General features: G+C 69.0%; 22 protein-coding genes and 1 tRNA gene. 13 read left to right on the forward strand and 10 right to left on the reverse strand.

Annotated elements, in window-relative coordinates:
- Positions 1-119 precede the first annotated feature (119 nt).
- The 5 genes from acs (at position 120) to ACFV6V_RS19350 (ending at position 5,641) form a co-directional block, all read left to right on the forward strand.
- Positions 120-2,075, forward strand: a complete 1,956-nt coding sequence (gene acs / locus ACFV6V_RS19330; protein ID WP_385566354.1) for an acetate--CoA ligase — start codon at positions 120-122, stop codon at positions 2,073-2,075.
- A 226-nt stretch (positions 2,076-2,301) separates the two neighbouring features.
- Positions 2,302-3,723, forward strand: coding sequence for a Na+/H+ antiporter NhaA (gene nhaA, locus ACFV6V_RS19335; RefSeq protein WP_385566356.1), 1,422 nt, complete (start codon positions 2,302-2,304; stop codon positions 3,721-3,723).
- A 75-nt stretch (positions 3,724-3,798) separates the two neighbouring features.
- On the forward strand, positions 3,799-4,314 hold the full coding sequence (locus ACFV6V_RS19340; RefSeq protein WP_385566359.1) for a phage holin family protein: 516 nt from the start codon (positions 3,799-3,801) through the stop codon (positions 4,312-4,314).
- Positions 4,311-5,339, forward strand: a complete 1,029-nt coding sequence (locus ACFV6V_RS19345) for an alpha/beta fold hydrolase (RefSeq protein ID WP_385566360.1) — start codon at positions 4,311-4,313, stop codon at positions 5,337-5,339. Before ACFV6V_RS19340 ends, ACFV6V_RS19345 begins: the two co-directional genes overlap by 4 nt.
- 122 nt (positions 5,340-5,461) lie before the next feature.
- Positions 5,462-5,641: a hypothetical protein gene (locus ACFV6V_RS19350; RefSeq protein ID WP_385566362.1), complete on the forward strand. Its 180-nt coding sequence runs from the start codon at positions 5,462-5,464 to the stop codon at positions 5,639-5,641.
- Between the two features lie 81 nt (positions 5,642-5,722).
- Here ACFV6V_RS19350 and ACFV6V_RS19355 read toward each other — a convergent pair whose 3' ends face one another.
- The 3 genes from ACFV6V_RS19355 to nth form a co-directional block, all read right to left on the reverse strand.
- Positions 5,723-6,922 carry a MarP family serine protease gene (locus ACFV6V_RS19355; RefSeq protein WP_385566364.1) on the reverse strand — a complete coding sequence of 400 codons (1,200 nt, stop codon included), beginning with the start codon at positions 6,920-6,922 and terminating at the stop codon, positions 5,723-5,725.
- A gap of 69 nt (positions 6,923-6,991) precedes the next feature.
- Positions 6,992-7,684 carry an NUDIX hydrolase gene (locus ACFV6V_RS19360; RefSeq protein WP_385566367.1) on the reverse strand — a complete coding sequence of 231 codons (693 nt, stop codon included), beginning with the start codon at positions 7,682-7,684 and terminating at the stop codon, positions 6,992-6,994.
- A gap of 97 nt (positions 7,685-7,781) precedes the next feature.
- Complete coding sequence (gene nth / locus ACFV6V_RS19365) at positions 7,782-8,672, reverse strand: endonuclease III (protein WP_385566369.1); 891 nt, start codon at positions 8,670-8,672, stop codon at positions 7,782-7,784.
- Between the two features lie 238 nt (positions 8,673-8,910).
- On the opposite strand from nth, the gene ACFV6V_RS19370 reads away from it, so the two are divergent.
- On the forward strand, positions 8,911-9,585 hold the full coding sequence (locus tag ACFV6V_RS19370) for a Crp/Fnr family transcriptional regulator (RefSeq protein ID WP_108150862.1): 675 nt from the start codon (positions 8,911-8,913) through the stop codon (positions 9,583-9,585).
- 139 nt (positions 9,586-9,724) lie between these two features.
- Here ACFV6V_RS19370 and ACFV6V_RS19375 read toward each other — a convergent pair whose 3' ends face one another.
- The 5 genes from ACFV6V_RS19375 to ACFV6V_RS19395 all read right to left on the reverse strand — a co-directional run bounded on the left by ACFV6V_RS19375 (position 9,725) and on the right by ACFV6V_RS19395 (position 13,397).
- The gene (locus tag ACFV6V_RS19375; RefSeq protein ID WP_385566372.1) at positions 9,725-10,612 is read right to left on the reverse strand and encodes a prohibitin family protein; all 888 of its coding nucleotides are present in this window, start codon (positions 10,610-10,612) and stop codon (positions 9,725-9,727) included.
- 224 nt (positions 10,613-10,836) lie between these two features.
- Positions 10,837-11,679, reverse strand: coding sequence for an MBL fold metallo-hydrolase (locus ACFV6V_RS19380; RefSeq protein ID WP_385566375.1), 843 nt, complete (start codon positions 11,677-11,679; stop codon positions 10,837-10,839).
- On the reverse strand, positions 11,676-12,605 hold the full coding sequence (locus ACFV6V_RS19385; RefSeq protein WP_385566377.1) for an NUDIX hydrolase: 930 nt from the start codon (positions 12,603-12,605) through the stop codon (positions 11,676-11,678). Before ACFV6V_RS19385 ends, ACFV6V_RS19380 begins: the two co-directional genes overlap by 4 nt.
- 157 nt (positions 12,606-12,762) lie before the next feature.
- Positions 12,763-13,239 (reverse strand): RidA family protein, encoded by a 477-nt coding sequence (locus tag ACFV6V_RS19390; RefSeq protein WP_361279787.1) that lies wholly within the window; start codon positions 13,237-13,239, stop codon positions 12,763-12,765.
- Complete coding sequence (locus ACFV6V_RS19395; RefSeq protein WP_361279786.1) at positions 13,239-13,397, reverse strand: DUF4177 domain-containing protein; 159 nt, start codon at positions 13,395-13,397, stop codon at positions 13,239-13,241. The genes ACFV6V_RS19390 and ACFV6V_RS19395 overlap by 1 nt, the downstream gene beginning before the upstream one ends.
- Positions 13,398-13,500: 103 nt before the next feature.
- Here ACFV6V_RS19395 and ACFV6V_RS19400 point away from each other — a divergent pair, with 103 nt between their 5' ends.
- Both ACFV6V_RS19400 and ACFV6V_RS19405 read left to right on the forward strand, forming a co-directional pair.
- A complete protein-coding gene (locus ACFV6V_RS19400) occupies positions 13,501-14,595 on the forward strand; it encodes an ArsA family ATPase (RefSeq protein ID WP_385566380.1) in 1,095 nt (364 codons plus the stop codon).
- Positions 14,592-15,899, forward strand: coding sequence for an ArsA family ATPase (locus ACFV6V_RS19405; protein ID WP_385566383.1), 1,308 nt, complete (start codon positions 14,592-14,594; stop codon positions 15,897-15,899). Before ACFV6V_RS19400 ends, ACFV6V_RS19405 begins: the two co-directional genes overlap by 4 nt.
- A gap of 95 nt (positions 15,900-15,994) precedes the next feature.
- Here the strand turns inward: ACFV6V_RS19405 and ACFV6V_RS19410 are convergent, their stop codons facing one another.
- Entirely contained in the window at positions 15,995-16,339 is a 345-nt protein-coding gene (locus tag ACFV6V_RS19410) for a WhiB family transcriptional regulator (protein WP_202532472.1), read from the reverse strand.
- Positions 16,340-16,974: 635 nt separating this feature from the next.
- Here ACFV6V_RS19410 and ACFV6V_RS19415 point away from each other — a divergent pair.
- Positions 16,975-19,224, forward strand: a complete 2,250-nt coding sequence (locus ACFV6V_RS19415) for a transglycosylase domain-containing protein (RefSeq protein ID WP_385566385.1) — start codon at positions 16,975-16,977, stop codon at positions 19,222-19,224.
- Positions 19,225-19,321: 97 nt separating this feature from the next.
- Here ACFV6V_RS19415 and ACFV6V_RS19420 read toward each other — a convergent pair whose 3' ends face one another.
- The gene (locus ACFV6V_RS19420) at positions 19,322-19,786 is read right to left on the reverse strand and encodes a GatB/YqeY domain-containing protein (RefSeq protein ID WP_385566388.1); all 465 of its coding nucleotides are present in this window, start codon (positions 19,784-19,786) and stop codon (positions 19,322-19,324) included.
- Between the two features lie 276 nt (positions 19,787-20,062).
- Between ACFV6V_RS19420 and ACFV6V_RS19425 the strand changes: the two genes are divergently transcribed.
- From ACFV6V_RS19425 to ACFV6V_RS19440, 4 genes are all read left to right on the forward strand, one after another.
- Positions 20,063-20,425 carry a hypothetical protein gene (locus ACFV6V_RS19425; protein WP_385566389.1) on the forward strand — a complete coding sequence of 121 codons (363 nt, stop codon included), beginning with the start codon at positions 20,063-20,065 and terminating at the stop codon, positions 20,423-20,425.
- Complete coding sequence (locus tag ACFV6V_RS19430; RefSeq protein ID WP_385566392.1) at positions 20,422-21,759, forward strand: glycosyltransferase 87 family protein; 1,338 nt, start codon at positions 20,422-20,424, stop codon at positions 21,757-21,759. Before ACFV6V_RS19425 ends, ACFV6V_RS19430 begins: the two co-directional genes overlap by 4 nt.
- Positions 21,654-22,583, forward strand: a complete 930-nt coding sequence (locus ACFV6V_RS19435; RefSeq protein WP_385566394.1) for a metallophosphoesterase — start codon at positions 21,654-21,656, stop codon at positions 22,581-22,583. Before ACFV6V_RS19430 ends, ACFV6V_RS19435 begins: the two co-directional genes overlap by 106 nt.
- 156 nt (positions 22,584-22,739) lie before the next feature.
- A tRNA-Pro gene (locus tag ACFV6V_RS19440) sits at positions 22,740-22,813 on the forward strand.
- Positions 22,814-23,328: the final 515 nt, after the last annotated feature.

Below are 23,328 nucleotides of genomic sequence, written 5' to 3' on the forward strand. Positions count from 1 at the left end.
GACTCAAGATCATAGGTCTACACCATTTCCCCGCGGGCCCTTGTCTCCCGGGCATCTGGCTGATGAGCTATGGCCTGGGACACATAGGTACATAGGACGCCCTGGGAAAGGGAGAACTCGTGAGCAACGAGAGCCTGGCCAACCTGCTCAAGGAAGAGCGGCGGTTCGCGCCGCCGGCCGATCTGGCGCGGGACGCCAATGTGACGGCCGAGGCGTACGAACAGGCCGCGGCGGACCGGCTGGGGTTCTGGGCAGAGCAGGCACGGCGGCTGAGTTGGGCCAAGGCGCCGACGGAGGTGCTGGACTGGTCGAACCCGCCGTTCGCGAAGTGGTTCGCGGACGGCACGCTGAACGTGGCGTACAACTGCGTGGACCGGCATGTCGAGGCGGGTCTGGGCGAGCGGGTCGCGATCCACTTCGAGGGCGAGCCTGGGGACAGCCGCGCGGTGACCTATGCCGAGCTCAAGGACCTGGTGTCCAAGGCGGCCAACGCGCTGACCGAGCTGGGCGTGAGCGCCGGGGACCGGGTCGCGATCTATCTGCCGATGATTCCCGAGGCCGTGGTGGCGATGCTCGCCTGCGCCCGGATCGGCGCCGCGCACTCGGTGGTGTTCGGTGGCTTCTCGTCCGACGCGGTGGCCTCCCGGATCCAGGACGCCGACGCCAAGCTCGTCATCACCGCCGACGGCGGCTACCGCCGGGGCAAGCCCAGTGCGCTCAAGCCCGCCATCGACCAGGCGCTGGCATCCTGCCCGCAGGTCGAGCATGTGCTGGTCATCCGCCGCACCGGCCAGGACACCGCCTTCACCGAGGGTCGTGACCTGTGGTGGCACGACATCGTCGAGCGCCAGTCCGCCACGCATGAGCCCGAGGCATTCGGCGCCGAGCACCCGCTGTTCATCCTCTACACCTCCGGCACCACCGGAAAGCCCAAGGGGATCCTGCACACCAGCGGCGGCTACCTCACCCAGGTCGCGTACACGCACCACGCCGTCTTCGACCTCAAGCCGGACCGCGATGTCTACTGGTGCACCGCCGACATCGGCTGGGTCACCGGTCACTCCTACATCGTCTACGGCCCCCTGGCGAACGGCGCCACCCAGGTCATCTACGAAGGCACCCCCGACACCCCGCACCAGGGCCGTTTCTGGGAGATCGTCCAGAAGTACGGGGTCACCATCCTCTACACCGCCCCCACGGCGATCCGCACCTTCATGAAGTGGGGTGATGACATCCCCGCCAAGTTCGATCTGTCCAGCCTGCGCGTCCTCGGCTCGGTCGGTGAGCCCATCAACCCCGAGGCCTGGGTCTGGTACCGCGAGCACATCGGTGCCGGCGCCACCCCCGTCGTCGACACCTGGTGGCAGACCGAGACCGGCGCGATGATGATCTCGCCCCTCCCCGGCGTCACCCACACCAAGCCGGGCAGCGCCCAGCGCCCGCTGCCCGGCATCAGCGCGACCGTCGTCGACGACAACGGCCAGGAGGTCGCCGACGGCCACGGCGGTTACCTCACCCTGACCGAGCCCTGGCCTTCGATGCTCCGCACCATCTGGGGAGACGACCAGCGCTTCATCGACACCTACTGGTCCCGGTTCCAGGGCCAGTACTTCGCCGGTGACGGCGCCAAGAAGGACGAGGACGGCGACATCTGGCTCCTCGGCCGCGTGGACGACGTCATGCTCGTCTCCGGGCACAACATCTCCACCACCGAGGTCGAGTCCGCCCTCGTCTCCCACCCCAAGGTCGCCGAAGCCGCTGTCGTCGGCGCCGCCGACGACACCACCGGCCAGGCCATCGTCGCCTTCGTGATCCTGCGTGGCACCGCCCAGGAGGACGAGGGCCTGTCCACCGAGCTGCGCGATCATGTCGGCGCCACCCTCGGCCCGATCGCCAAGCCCAAGCGCATCCTGCCCGTCGCGGAGCTCCCCAAGACCCGCTCCGGCAAGATCATGCGCCGTCTGCTCCGTGATGTCGCGGAGAACCGGCAGCTCGGCGACGTCACCACCCTCACCGACTCCACCGTCATGGACCTCATCCAGTCCAAGCTCCCCGGCGCACCTTCGGAGGACTGAGACCCGCCGCGCGGAGTCGACCGCTTTCCCTGGGGCACCCGGAGCGACAGGCCGGGTGCCCCTTTTGCACCTAAGGTGAAGATCACCGGATTCACCCTTGCGCATCAGGGCGACTTCTTAGGTAAAGTAACGACTGCGTCAACAATGCAACAAGAAACCTCAGGTGCGCCGGGAAGTCTGGTCGGCATGTGCTTCGCCCTGCCTACCCGACCGGAGGTCTCCGCCCGTGGCCGCGCCCCCACCCGCACCGACACCCGCCACCCCGGCCTCGGGACCGCGTAAGTTCCTCGGACGTCTCTCCCTCCCCGAGCGGAACTTCGTGGCTGAGGCACTGCGCGCCGAGACCGTCGGGGGCATCCTGCTCCTGGCCGCCGCGATCGCCGCGATCATCTGGGCGAACACCCTGGGCGCCTCCTACGAGGCTGTGAGCGACTTCCATTTCGGCCCCGCGGCACTCGGCCTCGACCTCTCCGTGGAGCACTGGGCGGCGGACGGACTGCTCGCCATCTTCTTCTTCGTCGCCGGTATCGAGCTCAAGCGGGAGCTGGTCGCCGGTGAGCTGCGCGACCCCAAGGCCGCCGCGCTTCCCGTCGTCGCCGCCATCTGCGGTATGGCCGTACCCGCTCTCGTCTACACCCTGGTCAACATCGCGGGCAGCGGTTCCACCGCGGGCTGGGCGGTGCCGACCGCGACCGACATCGCCTTCGCCCTCGCCGTACTCGCCGTGATCGGCACCTCGCTGCCCTCCGCCGTGCGTGCGTTCCTGCTCACCCTCGCAGTCGTCGACGACCTCTTCGCGATCCTGATCATCGCGATCTTCTTCACCGCGGACCTCAACTTCGCCGCACTGGGCGGGGCGGTCGTGGGACTCGGCGTGTTCTGGCTGCTGCTGCGCAAGGGCGTGCGCGGCTGGTACGTGTACATACCGCTGGCTCTGGTGATCTGGGGCCTGATGTACAACAGCGGCGTCCACGCCACCATCGCCGGGGTCGCCATGGGCCTCATGCTGCGCTGCACCAGGCAGGAGGGCGAGCCGCACTCCCCCGGTGAGCACATCGAGCACCTCGTACGACCGGTCTCGGCCGGGATCGCCGTACCGCTGTTCGCCCTGTTCTCCGCCGGTGTCAGCGTCTCGGGCGGCGCACTCCAGGAGGTCTTCACCAGGCCGGAGACTCTCGGCGTGGTGCTCGGCCTGGTGGTCGGCAAGACCATCGGCATCTTCGGTGGCACCTGGCTCGCCGCCCGCTTCACCAAGGCCGAGCTCAACGAGGACCTGGCCTGGGCCGATGTCTTCGCCGTAGCTTCACTGGCCGGCATCGGATTCACCGTCTCGCTGCTCATCGGCGAGCTCGCCTTCGCCACCGACACCGCCCTGATGGACGAGGTCAAGGCCGCGGTGCTGGCCGGTTCGGTCATCGCCGCCGTCTTCGCCTGTGTACTGCTGAAGCTGCGGGTACGCACCTACCAGGCGCTGTGCGAGGAGGAGGAGCGCGACGAGGACCACGACGGCATCCCGGACATCTACGAGCAGGGCAAGCCGGAGTACCACCTGAGGATGGCCGCGCTCTACGAAGCGAAGGCCGCGGAACACCGCCGCAAGGCGGAACTAGCGGGGGCATCGCGCGGCGACGGCGACAGTCCGGCATGATCTGACAACAGATCTCAACGGATACGCAGTGCAGACGACCGAAACCAAGCAGAGTTGATGAAGAGGGAGTCAGCGATGAGCCACCCCGGCAGCGGCGCACCGAAGACCGCCGGCGCCGTCGAAGTCACCGGCGACACGGTCGGACCGGTCCGGCTGATCGGCCCCGACCGGACACTCGGTCAGTTGGTCGCCTCGGCGACCGCCGAGATGTCGGCCCTGGTGCACGACGAGATCGCACTGGCCAAGGCTGAGCTCCGCCAGGACGTCAAGCGCGGGGTGACCGGTGGTGCGGCCATCAGCGTCGCGGGAGTGCTCGCACTGTTCTCGCTGCCGGTGCTGAGCTTCGCCGCCGCCTACGGGATCCACAATCTCGGCCTCGGTCTCGCCTGGTCATTCCTGATCGTGGGCGCGGCGTTCCTGCTGATCGCGGGGCTGATGGCGTTGATCGCCATGTCCAAGTTCAAGAAGGTGAAGCCTCCGGAGAGGTCCATCGCCTCTGCGAAGCAGACCGCCGCGGTCCTGGGGAACGTCAAGCCGCACCCCCGTCAGGACGAGGACTCGTCCACAGCTGTGGCACGCTCATCCGCATGACGGTCCCTGAAAAAAGCCCCGACGGTCCTGGCGGCCACGGCGCCCGCGGCAGCGCTCCCAGCAACGGCGCCGGCTCCGGCAACGGTGTCGGCGCGGGCTCCGGCAACGGCTCGGGCTCGGGCGGCCCCGTACGTATCGAGGGCCCCTGGACCCATCGGGACGTCGCGGCCAACGGCGCGCGCTTCCACATCGCCGAGCTGGGCGACGGGCCGCTGGTGCTGCTCCTGCACGGCTTTCCGCAGTTCTGGTGGACCTGGCGGCATCAGCTCACGGCGCTCGCCGACGCCGGGTTCCGGGCCGTGGCCATGGACCTGCGCGGCGTGGGCGGCAGCGACCGTACGCCGCGCGGCTACGACCCGGCGAACCTTGCGCTCGACATCACCGGTGTGGTGCGTTCGCTGGGCGAGCCGGACGCCGCGCTGGTCGGGCACGACCTGGGCGGCTACCTCGCCTGGACCGCGGCGGTGATGCGTCCCAAGCTGGTGCGCAGACTCGTGGTCTCGTCGATGCCGCACCCGCGCCGCTGGCGTTCGTCGATGCTCGGCGACTTCGCGCAGAGCCGCGCAGGTTCGTACATCTGGGGCTTCCAGCGGCCATGGCTTCCTGAGCGTCAACTCGTGGCTGATGACGCGGACCTGGTGGGCCGTCTGATCCGGGACTGGTCCGGGCCACGGCAGCCGGATGACGACGCGATCGAGGTGTACCGGCGGGCGATGTCCATTCCGTCGACGGCGCACTGCTCGATCGAGCCGTACCGCTGGATGGTTCGCTCGCTCGCCCGCCCGGACGGCATCCAGTTCAATCGCCGGATGAAGCGCCCGGTACGGGTGCCGACGCTCCATCTGCATGGCTCCCTGGACGCGGCGATGCGTACGCGCAGCGCCGCGGGATCGGGTCAGTACGTCGAGGCACCGTACCGCTGGCGCCTCTTCGACGGCCTTGGCCACTTCCCCCACGAGGAGGATCCGGCGGCGTTCTCCAAGGAGCTCATCGGCTGGCTCAAGGACCCCGAGCCCGACCGGTAAGCCGGCCGCGAAGCGGACGGTCAGCGAACAGACGTACGACGAACGGGTATTGCCTCGCGCATAGGCCAATTGGCGGGCCCGGATGCGATTACCGACCTTGGGGCCCGGGCACACGTCGGGGTATGGGCTGGACGCACGACTACGGTGACACAGCACGCAACTCCCGCTCGGCCTCCGCGCCGATCGGCTACGAGAGGGGCGGCTCGCAGACGCAGGGCCACGATCCCCGGCTCGGGATCCCTCGTATCCTCCGGCGCCGGGCCCGCTGGGTCTCGGCACGGCTGCGCCATCCGCGCGGCTGACGCGACAGCACCCTGGCGGTCGGGCCGGCAGGTCGTCGTATCCGTGTCCTACGGGGCGTCGCGAGCGGCGCCCCGTAGATGTCACAAGGCGCAGCCCTGGCTGTCGACCTGCTGGTTGGCCCGGGCTCCAAGCGTGATGTCATCGCGGATCTCGTCGGCCGTCAGCGCATAGCCGGTGTTGGCGTCGTCACGCGACCGGGCGAAGATCACCCCGTAGACCTTGCCCTCCGGGGTGAGCAGCGGCCCGCCCGAGTTGCCCTCGCGGACGGTCGTGAACAGCGAGTAGACGTCGCGGCGCACCTCGCCCCTGCGGTAGATGTCCGGACCGTCGGCGTCGATGCGGCCACGGACCCGGGCCGACCGCACGTCGTACCCGCCGTTCTGAGGGAAGCCCGCGACGATCGCGCTGTCACCCGTACGAGCGTCGGTCCCGGTGAACGGGAGCGGAGTGGCCTTGAGGTCCGGGACGTCGAGTACGGCGATGTCGCGCTGCCAGTCGTAGAGGACGACCTTCGCGTCGTAGAGCCGGCCCTTACCGCCTATCTGGACGGTCGGCTCGTCGACGCCACCCACGACATGCGCATTGGTCATGACCCGGCGCTCGGCGAACACGAAGCCCGTGCCTTCCAGCACCTTGTTGCAGCTCGTGGCCGTGCCGACGACCTTGACGATGGAACGCTGGGCACGCGTCACCACCGGGCTGCTGACGAGCGCCGGATCGGGAGCGCGCACCTCGGTGATGGGTTCCTTGGCAAACGGGCTGAAGACCTGCGGGAAGCCGTTCTGCGCAAGGACGGAGGAGAAATCGTTCGTCCAGGTGGCGGCCTCGGCGGGCAGCACCTCGGAGACCCCGAGGAGGACCTTCGAGTTCCGGACCTCCTTGCCGAGGGTCGGCAGGGAGGTGCCCGCGAGGGCGGAGCCGATGAGCCAGGCGACGAGGAGCATCGCGACCACGTTGACGAGCGCACCGCCCGTGGCGTCCAGGGCACGCGCCGGGGACCAGGTGATGTAACGGCGGAGCTTGTTGCCGAGGTGGGTGGTGAAGGCCTGCCCGACCGAGGCGAAGACAATCACGGTCACGACGGCGACGATAGCGGCTGTGGTGGAGACCTCGGCCTCATCGGTGAGCTGGTCCCACACGACCGGCAGCAGGTAGACGGCGATGAGTCCGCCGCCGAGGAAACCGATCACCGAGAGAATGCCGACGACGAAGCCCTGGCGGTACCCGACGATCGCAAACCACACGGCGGCTACCAGCAGCAGGATGTCCAGCACGTTCACCGTCGTTTGCCTCGCAGTTTCGTCGTCCGGCACTCCGTCCGGCTGGGGTTCGGCACGTGAGCAACGGTCTCATGGCCGCCAATCGAGCGGGACCTGCTTCCCCCGGTCCCAGGGGCGCTCCCAACCGGCGAAATGCAGGATCCGGTCGATCACCCCCGCGGTAAAACCCCAGACCAGCGCGGATGCGACCAGGAACGCGGGCCCCCGGAAGCCGCTGGGATGGACGGCCGTCGCCCGATTTGCCGGATTCGTGAGATCCGCCACGGGAACGGTGAAGACCCGGGCGGTCTCCGCAGGGTCGACGGCGGCGACCGGACTGCGGTCGCGCCACCAGCCGAGAACGGGTGTGACGACGAAGCCGCTCACCGGGATGTAGAGCCGGGGCAGCACAGCGAAGAGCTGTACGCCGGCCGGATCCAGACCGGTCTCCTCCTCGGCCTCCCGCAAGGCAGCGCGCAACGGGCCGGACGTGGCGGGGTCACCGTCCACGGGATCAAGGGCGCCGCCGGGAAAGGAGGGCTGCCCCGCATGGGAGCGCAGGCTGCTGGCGCGCTCCATCAGCAACAGCTCGGGCCCCTGCGAGCCTTCGCCGAAGAGCACCAGCACGGCGGACTGACGACCGCCGTCGTCGGGCGGAAGAAAGCGGCTGAGCTGCTCGGGAGCGACCGTCCTGACAGCCTCGGCCACCGGGAGCAGCCAGTCGGGCAGGCCTTCGCTCGTCACGGCCAGCTCGCCGTCGTACATCTCGTCCGTGCGTGTCATGAGCACCCCCGTGGTGTGCAACGCGTACCGCGTCCAGGATCGTTCCTGACCCCGGCCCGCGGCCCGGGGCCGGCCCAGAGCAGGGGGCCGGACGGCGTCATGAAGCGCCCAGCGGAGGGGCGGGTTTGCCGGGATAGTCCGGCGGCGGATTCAACCGCTGGCCCGGATAGCCGCCCATCTCGTACTTGAGCAGCTTCTTCGCCTTTTCCGGGTCCGTCTCGCCCTCGCCGTACGACGGGCACAGATGGGTGATGGGGCATGCACCGCAGGCGGGCTTGCGTGCGTGGCAGATGCGGCGGCCGTGGAAGATGACCCGGTGGGAGAGCATCGTCCATTCGCTCTTGGGGAAGATCGCGGCGATCTCGGCCTCGATCTTGACCGGATCCTCCTGCGTGGTCCACTTCCAGCGGCGGGCGAGCCTCATGAAGTGGGTGTCCACGGTGATCCCGGGCACGCCATAGGCGTTGCCCAGCACCACGAACGCCGTCTTGCGGCCCACCCCCGGCAGCTTGACCAGGTCTTCGAGGCGGCCCGGGACCTCGCCGCCGAAGTCGTCGCGGAGGGCCGTGGACAGGCCGATCAAGGACTTGGTCTTGGCCCGGAAGAAGCCGGTGGGCCTGACGAGCTCCTCCATCTCCTCCGGAACGGCCGCGGCCATGTCCTCAGGGGTGGGGTATCTGGCGAAGAGCGCAGGGGTCGTCTGATTGACGCGCAGGTCGGTGGTCTGGGCGGACAGCACCGTGGCCACCAGCAGCTGGAAGGGGCTCTGGAAGTCGAGCTCGGGGTGGGCGTACGGATACACCTCGGCCAGCTCGCGGTTGATGCGGCGGGCACGCCGGACCATCGCAAGCCGGGACTCCGGCTTCGCGGCGGCCTTCTTGGCGGCGACCTCCTTCGGAGAGGAGGGCTTCCTCTTTGCCTCTTTTGCTACTTTTGTCGGCGTGGGCGAATCATGTTCGCCCACAGCGGAATCCTGCTCCCCTGACACTCTTCCGGCCCCCTTGGCCTGCACTCTCACCGGCGAATTGGACACCCGGCCAGCCTAAAGGCCGCCACCGACATCCGCCCCGGGCATGGCCGATCACCACCCGAATCGGCCCCTGAAGCACAACGGGACACGCCGGTGCGTCAGACTTGTGATGGATCCTTGTGATCGATCGCACTGTTTTGCTGTGCGGCATCATGGGGAGCACCGTCCCCTGAGCAGGTCGACAAGGAGAGAACTCGTGGACGACGTTCTGCGGCGCGCCCCGCTCTTCGCGGCGCTCGATGACGAGCAGGCCGCGGAGCTCCGCGCCTCGATGAGTGAAGTGACACTCGCCCGCGGCGACGCGCTCTTCCACGAGGGCGACCCCGGGGACCGCTTGTACGTGGTCACCGAGGGCAAGGTGAAGCTGCACCGCACCTCGCCCGACGGCCGCGAGAACATGCTGGCGGTGCTCGGCCCCGGCGAGCTGATCGGCGAGCTCTCGCTGTTCGACCCGGGTCCGCGTACGGCCACGGCCAGCGCGCTGACGGAGGTCAAGCTGCTCGGCCTCGGCCACGGCGACCTCCAGCCCTGGCTCAACGCCCGCCCCGAGGTGGCCACGGCCCTGCTGCGAGCCGTCGCGCGCCGACTGCGCAAGACCAACGACCAGATGTCCGACCTGGTCTTCTCCGACGTCCCGGGCCGTGTCGCCCGCGCCCTCCTCGATCTATCGCGCCGCTTCGGCGTGCAGTCGGAGGAAGGCATCCACGTCGTTCACGACCTGACCCAGGAGGAGCTGGCCCAGCTCGTCGGCGCCTCCCGCGAGACGGTCAACAAGGCACTCGCCGACTTCGCCCAGCGCGGCTGGCTGCGCCTGGAGGCGCGCGCCGTGATCCTGCTGGACGTGGAGCGCCTCGCGAAGCGCTCGCGCTAGCTACGTCTGCCGGGCATCGGCCGCGGCGATGGCTCGGTGCCGACACCACACGGAAACGCGCGGATGGGCGCCCCCGGAGTGATCCGGGAGGCGCCCATCCGCGTTTCGGTTTTCGCGTTTCGGGTCGGACGGACTGAGGTCAGCGCTTCGTGCCGTCGACGATCAGCGGGTTTCCGCTGCCACCGCCGCAGGGGACCGCGTAGACCGGGTTTTTGGCCGCTGCCTCCCGGAAGGCGTCAATGCACTGGTTCATGATCACCTTGTCCGTGAGCGAGTCGTTGAGGATCTTGTTCGCCTTGGCGATGCCCTCCGCCTCGATACGGCGGCGCTCGGCCTCCGCCTTGGCCGTACGAGCCGCCTCGGTCGCCCGCTCCGTGGCCTGCTGCTGCTGGATCTTGCGGTCGATCTGGTCCTGGAGGCTGTCCGACGGCCGCACATTGCGCAGGTTCACCGTGGTCACATCGATACCGCGCGGAGCCAGCCGCTCCTTGATCAGGCCACCGATCTCGGTGTTGATCTTCTCCCGGGCCGAGGCGTAGCCCTGCTCACTCGTGTAGCGGGCGAACACGTTGCGGATGATCTCCCGGCTGTCCGGGTAGACAAGCCGCTGCTGGATGGCGTCCTCGCTGCCCGCCAGCCGGTAGAGCTCCACGGACTTCGCAGGAGTCACCGCCCATTTCACGGTCACCTCCGCGTACATCACGCCACCCTGGCTGGACCGCACCTCGACCACGTCCTTGTCCGAGAGATTGAGGTCGACCGGACGAGTGGAGAAGGTCGTGACGTTGGTGAACGGCGACCTCAGGTGCATTCCGGAGGTCAGGGGCGAGCCGACCTTTCCAAAGGTCACGGGCACACCGACCTCGTACGCGCTGACGACGTAGACACAGCTGGTGATCCCCGCGAACACACCGGCGATCAGCGCGGCCGCCGCGCCTATCTTGAGCCCGCGGCGGCCGCCGTTGCCGCGGGATACGACGAACAGCACCACGGCGGCGATGACGAGCAGGATGAACAGGACGAACACCGTGATTCCCCCCAGGGATGAAATGCCGAAAGTAAGCGGAGCGTAAGACACGGCGGGGCGCAGCCCACAGGTGGGGGCGGTCTTCCCGCGTGAGGGGATCCAGCCGCCTTCGCCAACCCTGATCACTCGCCGTCAGCCGGGGTCCGTGGACCTCAGCCCGGATCCGTGGACCTCAGCCCGGATCCGTGGACCTCAGCCCCGGAACAGTCGCCGTCGCTCCGGGATCAGCCCGTCTCCGGGATCAGCCCGTGCTCCCGCAGGTACTCGATCTGCGCCCGCACCGAGAGCTCAGCAGCCGGCCACAGCGACCGGTCCACGTCGGCGTACACATGCGCCACCACGTCGGCCGCCGCGTGGTGGCCGTTCTCCACGGCCGTCTCGACCTGGGCGAGGCGATGTGCGCGATGGGCGAGATAGAACTCCACCGCGCCCTGCGCGTCCTCCAGAACCGGGCCATGCCCCGGGAGGACCATGTGCACCCCGTCGTCGACGGTGAGCGAGCGCAGCCGCCGCAGTGAGTCGAGGTAGTCCCCGAGGCGGCCGTCGGGATGGGCGACCATCGTCGTGCCGCGCCCCAGGATCGTGTCGCCGGTCAGGACGGCGCGGTCGGCGGGCAGATGGAAGCAGAGCGAGTCGGCGGTGTGGCCAGGCGTCGGGACGACCCTCAGCTCAAGACCACCGGTACGGATCACATCGCCGGCCGCGAGCCCCTCGTCGCCGAGGCGAAGCGCCGGGTCCAGGGCACGCACCTTTGTGCCGGTCAGTTCGGCAAACCTGCCCGCGCCCTCCGCATGGTCCGGATGTCCGTGTGTCAGCAAGGTCAGTGCGACCCGCTTCCCCGCCTTCTCGGCCATCGCGATGACATTCCGCAGGTGCCCGTCGTCGAGCGGCCCGGGGTCGATGACGACCGCGAGTTCGGAGTCGGGCTCGGCGACGATCCAGGTGTTGGTGCCGTCCAGGGTCATCGCGGAGGCGTTGGGAGCCAGGACGTTGACCGCCCGCGCGGTCGCCGGCCCTGACACGACGGCGCCGCGCGGCTGGCCGGGGAGGGCTGCGGCGTCGCTCATCGGGGGTCTCCCGCAGATCCGGCGGATCCGTCCGGTTCGACGGGTGAGGTGGGCGAGATGGGCAAGGCAGAAGAGGTGGGGATGTGCTTGGTGAACTCGTCGTGACCGGGCCAGCTCAGCACCACTTCACCCCCCTCCAGACGCGCCTGCGCGAGGACGGGCGTGAGGTCCTGCCCGCCAGCCGCCGCGAGGGCGTCCACGGCGGCTCCGTACCGTACGAGCACCCGCAGGGTGGCGATCGTCGGCGGCATCATCAGCAGCTCGCCCTTGTCATACCCAGCGGCGGCGTCCACCGGTCGGATCCAGACGGTGCGGTCGGCCTCCGTCGAGGCGTTCCGGGTTCGCTGGCCCTGCGGGAGGGCGGCGACGAAGAACCAGGTGTCGAAACGGCGCGGCTCGAACTCGGGGGTGATCCAGCGCGCCCAGGCGCCCAGCAGATCCGAGCGCAGCACCAGGCCCCTGCGGTCCAGGAACTCGGCGAAGCTCAGCTGCCGGTTGACCAGCGCGGCCCGGTCCGTCTCCCAGTCGTCCCCGGTGGTGTCCCCGATGACGGTGTCCGCGGTCTCGCCGGCGAGCAGGACGCCCGCCTCCTCGTAGGTCTCGCGTACCGCCGCGCACACGATGGACTGCGCGGAGGCCTCGTCCTCGACGCCGAGCCTGACCGCCCACTCGGCCGGGGAAGGACCGGCCCAGCGCACCGGCCTGGCGTCCCGCTCATCCACTCCGCCGCCCGGGTAGGCGTACGCACCTCCGGCGAAGGCCATGGAGGCGCGGCGACGCAGCATATGGACGTGCACGCCCTCTGAGGTGTCCTTGAGCAGCATGACGGTGGCCGCGCGCCTCGGCCTCACGGCGGCGAGCTCGCCGGCGGCGAGCGCCCTGATCCGCTCGGGCCATTCCGGTGGGTACCACTGACCATTGGACATGGGCGGATGCTATGCGCTTACGCGTGGATGTTCGAGGGGTGGCCGACACGTACGACAAGCGGGGCGTCCTGGAAGGGACGCCCCGCGCTGTACGAACCACTACGGACCTTTCAGTCCGCTCAGCCCTGTACGGACTGCTCAGCCTTGGGCGAGCTGCTCAGTCCTGGACGAGCTCGACCTGGACCTCGACCTCGACCGGGGCGTCCAGCGGCAGTACCGCCACGCCCACCGCGCTGCGGGCGTGCACGCCCTTGTCGCCGAGTACCGCGCCGAGCAGCTCGCTCGCACCGTTGATGACGCCGGGCTGGCCGGTGAAGTCGGCAGCGGAGGCGACGAAGCCGACGACCTTCACGACCCGGGCGATGCGGTCCAGGCTGCCGGCGACGGACTTCACGGCGGCGAGCGCGTTGAGCGCACAGGTGGCGGCCAGTTCCTTGGCCTCCTCCGCCGTCACCTCGGCACCGACCTTGCCGGTGACCGGGAGCTTGCCCTCCACCATGGGGAGCTGCCCCGAGGTGTAGACGTAAGGCCCCGACTGCACGGCCGGCTGGTAGGCGGCCAGCGGCGGGACGACCTCCGGAAGCGTGAGGCCGAGCTCGGCGAGCTTCGCCTCTACGGCGCCCGCCCCGGCCATCAGACCCGCTCCCGCTTCAGGTAGGCCACGAGCTGCTCGGGGTTGTTCGGCCCGGGGACGACCTGGACGAGCTCCCAGCCGTCCTCGCCCCAGGTGTCCAGGATCTGCTTGGTCGCGTGCACGAGAAGGGGCACGGTCGCGTATTCCCACTTGGTCATGGAGCCGACTTTAGCCGCCCGGGCGCACGGTCTCGTGACGCGGGACCACAAGGGTCCTGGGTCTCGTGCGTAGCGCACGGGCCGACTGGTTAGGCTCGAAGACGTGAGCAGGCTTCAGGTCGTCAGCGGCAAGGGCGGTACCGGTAAGACGACGGTCGCCGCCGCCCTTGCGCTCGCCCTCGCCACCGAGGGGAAGCGCACACTTCTCGTGGAGGTCGAGGGCAGACAGGGCATCGCACAGCTCTTCGAGACGGAGGCGTTGCCGTACGAGGAACGCAAGATCGCGGTCGCGCCGGGTGGTGGCGAGGTCTTCGCGCTGGCCATCGACGCCGAGCGGGCGCTGCTCGACTACCTCCAGATGTTCTACAAGCTGGGTACCGCGGGCCGGGCGCTGAAGAAGCTCGGTGCGATCGACTTCGCGACCACCGTCGCCCCCGGTGTCCGGGACGTGCTGCTGACCGGCAAGGCCTGCGAGGCCGTACGCCGCCGCACCTCCGACTCGAAGAACGGCCAGGGCCGTTACGCATACGACTACGTCGTGATGGACGCCCCGCCCACCGGCCGGATCACCCGCTTCCTGAACGTCAACGACGAGGTGGCGGGGCTGGCCAAGATCGGCCCGATACACAATCAGGCCCAGGCCGTGATGCGGGTCCTCAAGTCCCCCGAGACCGCCGTCCACTTGGTGACCCTGCTGGAGGAGATGCCCGTCCAGGAGACCGCGGACGGCGTCGCCGAGCTTCGTGAAGCGGATCTCCCCACCGGGAACGTGATCGTCAACATGGTGCGGCCGCACATTCTGGACGAGGAGGCGGTCCGTACGGCGGCGACCGCCGCCCGCCGCAAGGACATCGCCAAGTCGCTGACCGCTGCGGGCGTGAGCGGGGCGGCCAGGCTGGTCGGCCCGCTGCTCGAGCAGGCCGCCGAACACGCGCAGCGGGTGGAGCTGGAGCGCGAGCAACGCACCGCGCTCGGCTCGCTGGGTCTGCCGACGTATGAGCTGCCGCTGCTGAGCGAAGGAGTCGATATCGCCGGGCTGTACCAGCTCGCCACCGAGCTGCGGAAACTGGGCGTGAACGGCGACACCGGCACGAACGGTGGCTCCGGCGACAGCAGCGACAGCAGCGACAGCGACAGCGACAGCGACAGCGACAGCGACAGCGACAGCGACAACCGGAACAGCTGGGAGAACGGATGACGCCGCCGCCCATGACACAAGGCAGCTCCCTGGAGGACGGGCCGTCGCTCGCCATCGATCCGCTGCTCGACGACCCGGGCACTCGCATCATCGTGTGCTGCGGAGCGGGCGGCGTGGGCAAGACCACGACTGCGGCGGCCCTGGGCGTACGAGCGGCTGAGCGCGGGCGCAAGGCGGTCGTGCTGACCATCGACCCGGCGCGCAGGCTCGCCCAGTCGATGGGCATCGATCTGCTCGACAACATCCCGCGCCGGGTCGACGGTATCCCGGGCGAGGGCGAGCTGTACGCGATGATGCTGGACATGAAGCGGACCTTCGACGAGATCGTCGAGGCGCACGCGGATCCGGCGCGAGCTCGCGCAATCCTGGAGAACCCCTTCTACGAGTCCCTGTCGGCAGGCTTCGCGGGCACGCAGGAGTACATGGCGATGGAGAAACTGGGGCAGCTCCGGGCCCGCGAGGAGTGGGACCTGATCGTGGTCGACACTCCGCCGTCGCGCTCGGCGCTGGACTTCCTTGACGCTCCCAAGCGGCTCGGGTCGTTCCTGGACGGCAAGTTCATCAAGCTGCTGATGACCCCGGCAAAGATGGGCGGCCGGGCCGGGATGAAGTTCCTGAACGTCGGCATGTCGATGATGACCGGCACGCTCGGGAAGCTGCTGGGCGGTCAGCTACTGCGGGACGTCCAGACCTTCGTCGCCGCCATGGACACGATGTTCGGCGGCTTCCGTACCCGCGCGGATGCCACCTACCGCCTGCTCCAGGCGCCCGGCACCGCGTTCCTGGTGGTCGCCGCCCCGGAGCGGGACGCGCTGCGCGAGGCGGCGTACTTCGTGGAACGGCTGGCGGCGGAGGAGATGCCGCTGGCTGGGCTGGTGCTCAACCGGGTCCACGGAAGCGGGGCCGCCAGGCTGTCGGCCGAGCGGGCGCTTGCCGCTGCGGAAAATCTTGATGAGGCCGGCATTGTGGATCAGGAGCCCGGGAAGACTCGTGTTCGTGGCTCCACGGGCACCTCTCCCACCGTGGAGTCCAGTCCTGAGGACTCAGAAGCCCCCGTACGCTCTCCTTCGGCGCCCACTGCCCCCACGGAACAACTGACCGCGGGTCTGCTGCGCCTGCATGCCGAACGGATGCAGGTGCTCGCCCGTGAGCAGCGGACCCGCGACCGGTTCAGGACGCTCCATCCGGAGGTCGCGGTGGCCGAAGTGGGGGCCCTGCCCGGCGATGTGCACGACCTCGCGGGGCTCAGGGCCATCGGTGAGCGGCTCGCGACCGGTGGTACTCCGGCCGGAGCTGCGCGCTAGGCAGCCGACAGGCGTGGGGGCTTGCCGAGCACACGCCCCGTCCGGACTTGGACGGGACCTGACCGACAGCCGAGCCGACTGCCTGATTCGACTACCTACCCGGCTGCCGCATACGTCTCGTACGTCTCGTCGTCCTCCAGGCCCACAGGCAGGAGGCCCGCGCTCCGCTCGTACTCGGTACGCGCGGTCTCAAGGAGCCTGCGCCAAGAGGTGACCGTGGGGCGCCTGCGCAGCAGTGCGCGCCGCTCCCTCTCGGTCATTCCGCCCCAAACACCGAATTCGACACGATTGTCGAGCGCATCAGCCAGGCACTCGGTACGCACCGGACATCCGGTGCATACCGCCTTGGCCCTGTTCTGCGCCGCTCCTTGCACGAACAGTTCATCCGGATCGGTAGTGCGGCAGGCTGCCTGCGCACTCCAGTCGGTTACCCAGCCCATTCCGGCGCCGTCCTCTCCCGAATCGAGGCTCCCCCACGGCGGCAAGCGGCATATTCACCGCTGCCAGTTGAGGACGTTACGGAAGGCGGGCACAGCGCAACACCCCCTTCGGGCCCAATCTTGAATGGCCCGAACGGACTATGGGTACGCGGCAGATCACCCAGGGGAGTGAGCGGAGGGCATAAACGACTATTCCGGCATTCAGCCTGACTTTCACGAAGGCGCGCCTGGGAACAGCCCTGGGAAATGCGCCTGAGCTTGCCTTGAAGGTGTCCGCAGGGGGTGGTGGGGGTATTGATGCGCGACCACATTGCCCCGTGACAGTGAGAGCAGCTTAGGCCAATGCCTGTCCGCATGTCCGGAGAATGAGAACGTCGGCATCACAGGTCACACGTGTCACTCCTCGCCGGTCGCATCAGGGCGCCGCCCCGCTGCCGTTCGCTGCAGTTCGCTACTGCCCCGCTGCCGTGCACACACGCAGCCCCTGCTTGCCGGTCACACCAGACCATCTCCTTGCCGTTCGAGTCGCGGAAACCTCGAACCTCCTGGCCTCGGATGTCACGGTCTGGTACTCGAACACCTCCAGAAGCCCCCGCTCCTGCGGCACGCCCCGCATGACGGATTAGGCTGCCCCCATGGCAAACAAGCGCTCGGGCGGAGGTCTGACAGGGACCCAGCAGGCCGCCAAGTTCATCGGCGTCAGTGTGCTCTCCGGAGCAGTGATGGCGGGCCTCGCCCTGCCTGCCGCCGGCGCACTGGGACTCGCGGCCAAGGGGACAGTCGAGGGGTTCGACACGATTCCCGCCAACCTGAAGACGCCCCCGCTCAGTCAGCGCACCACGATCCTGGACGCCGAAGGCGACCAGATCGCCACCGTCTACTCCCGCGACCGCACGGTCGTCCCACTCAAGGACATCTCCCCTCATATGCAGCGGGCGATCGTCGCGATCGAGGACGCGCGCTTCTACAGCCACGGCGCGGTCGACCTCAAGGGCCTGCTGCGTGCAGCCAACCGGAACGCCCAGGGGGGCACCGTCAAGCAGGGCGGCTCCACCCTCACCCAGCAGTACGTCAAGAACGTCTTCGTCGAAGAGGCAGGCGACGATCCGGACAAGGTCGCCCAGGCCACCCAGCAGACCATCGGCCGCAAGGTCCGCGAGCTCAAGTACGCGATCCAGGTCGAGGAGGAGCTCGGGAAGAAGAAGATCCTCGAGAACTACCTCAACATCACCTTCTTCGGCCAGCAGGCGTACGGCGTCGAGGCGGCTTCCAAGCGCTACTTCTCCAAGTCCGCCAAGGACCTGAACCTGGAGGAGTCGGCTCTGCTGGCGGGGATCGTGCAGTCCCCCAGCAAGTACGACCCGGTCAACGACAAGAAGACGGCCACCATTCGGCGCAACACGGTGTTGCAGCGGATGGCCGACGTCCGTGCCATCTCGCAGCAGGAGGCGGACAAGGCCAAGGCCAAGGCGATCACGCTCAACGTCAGCAGGCCCAAGAACGGCTGCATCACGTCCGTCGACGGTGCGGGCTTCTTCTGCGACTACGTGCGCAAGACGGTGCTCTCCGACCCGGCGTTCGGGAAGTCGGCGGAGGAGCGCCAGAAGCTGTGGGACCTCGGCGGTCTCACCATCAGGACCACGCTCGACCCGCAGGCGCAGAAGGCGGCCAACGAAGCCGCCACCGCGAAGGTCAACAAGGACGACAAGGTCGCGGCGGCCGTGGTCCAGGTCCAGCCGGGCTCCGGCAAGATCCTGTCGATGGGGCAGTCGCGCCCGTACGGCCTCGATCAGAACCGGCACGAGACGGTGCTCAACCTGTCTGTCGGCAGCAAGATGGGCGGCACGACCTACGGCTTCCAGGTCGGTTCGACCTTCAAGCCGATCACGGCGGCGGCGGCGCTGGAGAAGGGACTCAGCCCGGCCCAGTCGTTCTCCAGCGGCTGGAAGATCTCCATGCCCATGAGCTCCTTCACCGAGTGCTCGGGCGGCCCTGCCGGGAGCGGCACCTGGCCCGTGCAGAACGAGCTGGAGTCGGAGACCGGCAGCTGGGACATGACGAGCGCGCTCGGCAAGTCCATCAACACCTACTTCGCCAAACTGGAGCAGATGACCGGACTCTGCGAGACGGTCGAGATGGCGAAGAAGGTGGGCTACAAGACGGGCAACGGCAAGAAGATCACCGAGAACCCCTCGATCACCCTCGGCTCCATCGAGAGCACCCCGCTGTCGATGGCCGCCGTCTACGCCACCTTCGCCAACCGCGGCACGTACTGCTCGCCGATCGCCATCGAGTCGGTGACCACCGCGGAGGGCAAGAACCTCAGGGTCCCGAAGTCCGAGTGCTCGAAGGCGATGAGCGAGCACACAGCGGACACCGTCAACCAGATGCTCAAGGGCGTGGTCGAGGACGGCACCGGCACCCAGGCCGGGCTCAGCGACCGGGACAACGCGGGCAAGACGGGTACCACCAACGATCGTAAGGACGCCTGGTTCGTCGGATACACGCCGAACCTCTCCACCGCTGTGTGGGTCGGTGACGACGTCGGCGAGAAGACGCCGATGTTCAACATCCGGATCGGCGGCCAGTACTACGACAAGGTATGCGGTGGCTGTCTGCCGGGCCCGATCTGGAAGATCGCGATGACCGGGGCGCTGGACGCGTCCGAGACCCCGTCCTTCACAGCTGTCGACCTGCCGCGCGGTGAGGCGCGCGACGGTGACGAGCAGGAGCGCGACGGAGACGGCGACCGGAAGCGGCGCAAGCGGGACCGGGGCCGTGACGATGACGGCGACCAGGGACCCATCCCCGGTATCTCCCTACCGCCCGGCATCATCGGAGGCTCGGACGGCGGGCCTGCCAATGACACCGGGGGCCGGGACTGAGAGCTGCGAGAGGGGCGGGAGTTCTACTCCCGCCCCTCTCAGCAAGCCCCTGGTGGAGGGCCCCTGGGTCCTGTGGAACCTCACACAGGCTTCCTGATCAGCCCGCCAGCAGCTTCTTGACCGCGGCCGCGACCCGGCCGCCCTCGGCCTTGCCTGCCACCTTCGGGTTCACGATCTTCATGACGGCACCCATCGCGCGGGGCCCCTCGGCACCCGCCGCGCGGGCCTCCTCGACAGCCTGTGCCACGACGGTGTTCAGCTCGTCGTCCGACATCTGCTTCGGCAGATAGGCGTCGAGGAGCTCGCCCTCCTGCCGCTCCCGCTCCGCCTGCTCGGTGCGACCGCCCTGGGTGAAGGCCTCGGCCGCCTCGCGGCGCTTCTTCGCCTCCTTGGCGATCACCTTCTGGACCTCGTCATCGGAGAGCTCGCGCGCCTCCTTGCCCGCGACCTCCTCCTTGGTGATCGCGGCGAGGGTCAGCCGGAGCGTCGACGAGCGCAGCTCGTCGCGCGCCTTGATCGCGTCGGTGAGGTCATCGTGAAGCTTGGACTTGAGCGTGGTCATGCCCCTGATTGTGGCAGGTACGCGCCCTTCGCCGCCCGCGCATTTCGCCATGCCGGACGGCCTTCGCGTACCCACCCACGCGGCTGGCGGGACTGGTGCCGCGACAGCGGGACCGGTTACGGCCGCGGCCACGGCTGGACAACGGCGTGCTCTCCACCCTCAGATTCGTCACGCAGCCGAAGGGCGGGAGCCGGGCTTGAGAGCACCGGAAACGGCCTCCCGGAATTCATCGTTCCAGCCTGGTAGCCGGCCGGTATCGCCGCTACGGTGCTCGCCGTGATCGCCTTCTGGCGGCGGCACCACCGACGCCGCCCGGTCTGCGCGCTCGGTCTGGGCCCGACCGCACTCGCCCTCCTCGGACCGGCATTCCGCCCTTGGTATGTACTGTGGGGGCTGTTCCTGATCGCCGCCGCCGCGCCCAACGGCTCGGTACGGCTGCGTCGCGCCGCGGCCGTGGCAAGCGGTGTGCTGGCGCTCGCCGTACTGCCGAGCGGATTCGCACCCGACCGCGCACAGTTGATGCTTGCTGTCGGCGGCGGCGCGGCAGCCGTACGCGTGTCGTGGTCCGCCTACCGGCCAGCCAGGCGCGGTTCCTCGGGACCGCGCCGCCGTACCGAACTGCTGGGGAGCCCCGCATGAGACCGCCGTCCACCGCCCTGGGCAGGGTCTCCACGGCATTCGCCCTCACTGCCGTTGTCGCAGCTTTTCTGATCTTCGTACCACTGCACCGCCACTGGTTCGACCTGAAGGTCTATTACGGCGCCATCGGCTACTGGGGGGAAGGCGGCCGGATCTACGACTACCTGAAGCCGGGCACGCACTACGGCTTCACCTACCCGCCCTTCGCGGCGCTGGTCATGCTGCCGATGATGGTGGTCGGCTGGTACAGCGCCATAGCGATCAGCCAGTCGCTGAACATCGCGGCGGCGGCGGTCATCCTCTACATCTGCGCCGATGCCACGATCCGTCGCGAGGGCTGGACCCGGTGGTTCACCTACGCCGTTCTGGCCTGCCTCTTCGCCTGGATGGAGCCGGTGCGCGACACCGCGAGCTTCGGCCAGGTCAATCTGCTGCTGCTGGCGCTCGTCCTCGCCGACGCCTGGCTGCTGACCTCGGCCACCGCGCGAGCCCGCCGACTGCACCGGCTGGCCGGGCTCGGCATCGGGCTCGCCGCCGCGATCAAGCTCACCCCGGCGATCTTCATCGTCTATCTGCTGGTCACCCGGCGGCTGAGGGCGGCCGGTACGGCCATCGCCGTCGCGGGCGGGGCGACCGCGCTCGCTGCCTGGGCGGACCGGGAGGCGTCACGGACGTTCTGGACCGAGGCGATGTGGAACACCGACCGTGTCGGCTCTCTCGCCTTCGTGTCCAACCAGTCCTGGCAGGGCATGCTCGCCCGCCTCACCGAGCCCTTCGCCGAGCCGAGCCGCGCGATCTGGGCCGTCGGCGTCCTGCTGCTGCTGTCGCTGTGGGTCTGGCGCGCCAGGCGCGCCGTCGCGGCCGGTGACGAACTGGCCGGCTTCGCCCTGACGGGCATCACCGCCTGCCTGGTGAGCCCCGTCACCTGGGTGCACCACCTGGTGTGGCTGATCCCCGGCATAGCGGTACTCGTGGACGCCGGGCTGCGCTCCGCGCCGGGCGGGGAACGGCGCAAGCGGCTGCTGCTGGCCGCCGCGACCAGCTACCTGCTGCTGTGCAGCAGCATCGTCTGGCTGTGGCGATGGAACCAGGGCGGGATCCCCGGCATCATCGGCAGCAACGCGTACGTATGGATCTCCCTGGCGCTGCTACTCCTGCTTCCCTTCCGGGCAGTCAAGGACGGGTACGGGTCGCATGACCACACGCGCCTGTCTGCAACGATGGACGCATGCGCGCACGCTACGGAGTCCCCCTCACCATCACGGCTGTCGGCGCCGCAGGCCTCGCCTACGCCGCCGGATACGAAGCCCGCTCCTTCCGGCTCCGGCGTGTAACGATCCCGGTCCTGCCCCGTGGGATGCGCCCCCTGCGTGTGCTCCAGGTCTCCGACATCCACATGGTGTGCGGCCAGGGAAAGAAGCGCGCCTGGCTCCAGTCGCTGGCGGGCCTGCGACCCGACCTCGTCGTCAACACGGGCGACAACCTCTCGGACACCGAGGGCGTGCCCGAGGTGCTGGACGCACTGGGCCCGCTCTTCGACTTCCCCGGCGTCTACGTCTTCGGCTCGAACGACTACTACGGCCCGCGGATGCGCAACCCCGCCCGCTACCTGCTCGAGAAGGCCCAGGGCCGCCACGGCCTCAACGGCAACGCTCCCGCGGTCGGCGTCGTCCACAACCCGTGGGAGGAGATGCGCGACGCCTTCGACGCGGCAGGCTGGCTGGGCCTGAGCAACGCACGGGGCCGGCTCAAGCTGGACGGCGGCATCGAGCTCGCCTTCACCGGCCTGGACGACCCCCACATCAAACGGGACCGCTACGCCCACGTCGCCGGCGGCCCGGCCCGGGACGCCGACTTCTCCATGGCCGTCGTCCACGCCCCCTACCTACGCACCCTGGACGCCTTCACAGCCGACGGCTACCCCCTGGTCCTCGCCGGCCACACCCACGGCGGCCAGCTCCGCATCCCCTTCTACGGCGCCCTGGTCACCAACTGCGACCTCGACACGGACCGCGCCCGGGGCCTGTCCACCCACACATCGACCGGCCGGACCGCCTACCTCCACGTCTCCGCCGGCTGCGGCACCAACCGCTACACCCCGGTCCGCTTCGCCTGCCCCCCCGAGGCCACCCTCCTGACCCTGACCCCCCGCCCCTGAGCACCCCCCTCGACCCGCTCCACCGGCTCCTCCGCACGGGCCACCTGATCGGGACGACCTGCGGCGACGTACCCCGTGGTGGCCCGGAAAACCGGATTTCGTCTCCGGGCGCTGGTGGGCTAAAGTAATCGACGTCGCCGCGAGAGCGAGTGACATCGGGGTGTAGCGCAGCTTGGCAGCGCGCTTCGTTCGGGACGAAGAGGTCGTGGGTTCAAATCCCGCCACCCCGACAGTGAAATGCCAGGTCAGGCCCGGTGCTGAGAGATCAGCACCGGGCCTGACCTGTTTCTCTGGCGCTCCCTGTCAGAAGGCAATCCGCGATCGTGGTGGTGGGTCCCGGAGACGAGGGCTGGCACTCGGACCTCGCGGTGGCGTCAGCCGCCGTGATGGAACGGTGGAGCGCTCTCAGGAACGCGCCCATGACGATCAAGGAGCACTCGCCGCTCTGCACGTGCCGAAGGGAGCCGACGGAGCGGATCCAGAGGGCCAGAGCTGGGAGCTCTGCCGTTGCCTGTGCGACGGTTCGGCGCCACGACATCAGGGCTGTGCCCGCCCGCGGATTACCGCAGGCCAAAGAGGTGCTCACTTGTACGGACATCGCGAGAGGCGCGCGATCCGCTTCCTGGGCGACGCGGAGATAGATGGAAAAGGCTCCTTACCTTCTTGGCGGGTCCGTTCCGCTCATTCGTACGATCGGGAGGCCCAGGGGTGGCGGGTGTGGCTCAAAAAGCTCATGCCGAGGGTG

Source organism: Streptomyces sp. NPDC059828 (assembly GCF_042731955.1).
GTDB lineage: Bacteria > Actinomycetota > Actinomycetes > Streptomycetales > Streptomycetaceae > Streptomyces.

Coding starts and splice junctions, on each gene's coding strand:
- ACFV6V_RS19340 (WP_385566359.1), top strand. CDS start 3,799: ATGAGCCACCCCGGCAGCGGCGCACCGAAGACCGCCGGCGCCGTCGAA.
- ACFV6V_RS19345 (WP_385566360.1), top strand. CDS start 4,311: ATGACGGTCCCTGAAAAAAGCCCCGACGGTCCTGGCGGCCACGGCGCC.
- ACFV6V_RS19350 (WP_385566362.1), top strand. CDS start 5,462: ATGGGCTGGACGCACGACTACGGTGACACAGCACGCAACTCCCGCTCG.
- ACFV6V_RS19360 (WP_385566367.1), bottom strand. CDS start 7,684: ATGACACGCACGGACGAGATGTACGACGGCGAGCTGGCCGTGACGAGC.
- ACFV6V_RS19380 (WP_385566375.1), bottom strand. CDS start 11,679: ATGAGCGACGCCGCAGCCCTCCCCGGCCAGCCGCGCGGCGCCGTCGTG.
- ACFV6V_RS19385 (WP_385566377.1), bottom strand. CDS start 12,605: ATGTCCAATGGTCAGTGGTACCCACCGGAATGGCCCGAGCGGATCAGG.
- ACFV6V_RS19390 (WP_361279787.1), bottom strand. CDS start 13,239: ATGGCCGGGGCGGGCGCCGTAGAGGCGAAGCTCGCCGAGCTCGGCCTC.
- ACFV6V_RS19395 (WP_361279786.1), bottom strand. CDS start 13,397: ATGACCAAGTGGGAATACGCGACCGTGCCCCTTCTCGTGCACGCGACC.
- ACFV6V_RS19405 (WP_385566383.1), top strand. CDS start 14,592: ATGACGCCGCCGCCCATGACACAAGGCAGCTCCCTGGAGGACGGGCCG.
- ACFV6V_RS19410 (WP_202532472.1), bottom strand. CDS start 16,339: ATGGGCTGGGTAACCGACTGGAGTGCGCAGGCAGCCTGCCGCACTACC.
- ACFV6V_RS19415 (WP_385566385.1), top strand. CDS start 16,975: ATGGCAAACAAGCGCTCGGGCGGAGGTCTGACAGGGACCCAGCAGGCC.
- ACFV6V_RS19420 (WP_385566388.1), bottom strand. CDS start 19,786: ATGACCACGCTCAAGTCCAAGCTTCACGATGACCTCACCGACGCGATC.
- ACFV6V_RS19430 (WP_385566392.1), top strand. CDS start 20,422: ATGAGACCGCCGTCCACCGCCCTGGGCAGGGTCTCCACGGCATTCGCC.
- ACFV6V_RS19435 (WP_385566394.1), top strand. CDS start 21,654: ATGCGCGCACGCTACGGAGTCCCCCTCACCATCACGGCTGTCGGCGCC.